The organism is Streptomyces fildesensis (assembly GCF_016107395.1).
GTDB classification, from domain to species: domain Bacteria; phylum Actinomycetota; class Actinomycetes; order Streptomycetales; family Streptomycetaceae; genus Actinacidiphila; species Actinacidiphila fildesensis.
Map to the genome: position 1 here is coordinate 1 of NZ_JAAIKO010000430.1, position 217 is coordinate 217.

At 41.9% G+C, this 217-nt stretch carries 1 protein-coding gene; it reads right to left on the reverse strand.

Annotated elements, in window-relative coordinates:
- The coding region (locus C6N31_RS45030; RefSeq protein WP_232486405.1) for an RNA-binding protein at window positions 1-197 on the reverse strand (197 nt) is incomplete at its 3' end.
- Window positions 198-217: the final 20 nt, after the last annotated feature.

The following is a 217-nucleotide window of genomic DNA, read 5'->3' on the forward strand; positions in this document are numbered from 1 at the left end:
CCTTGCCCATCTTGCCACTTTTTCCCTCTTACTAGATTGGGTTTTGCCATGCACTTTTGCATTGAACGAACTTGAAGACCACTCCTCCAGTTGCCCTCATCATTTAGCTCTGCAACAGCTTTCTCTGCCATATCAACCGTTTCATATAGCACAAATGCATGTAGCTTGTTATTGAAGTATATGCCATCAAATTTCATGGATCTAGAGGCTGAAGAAT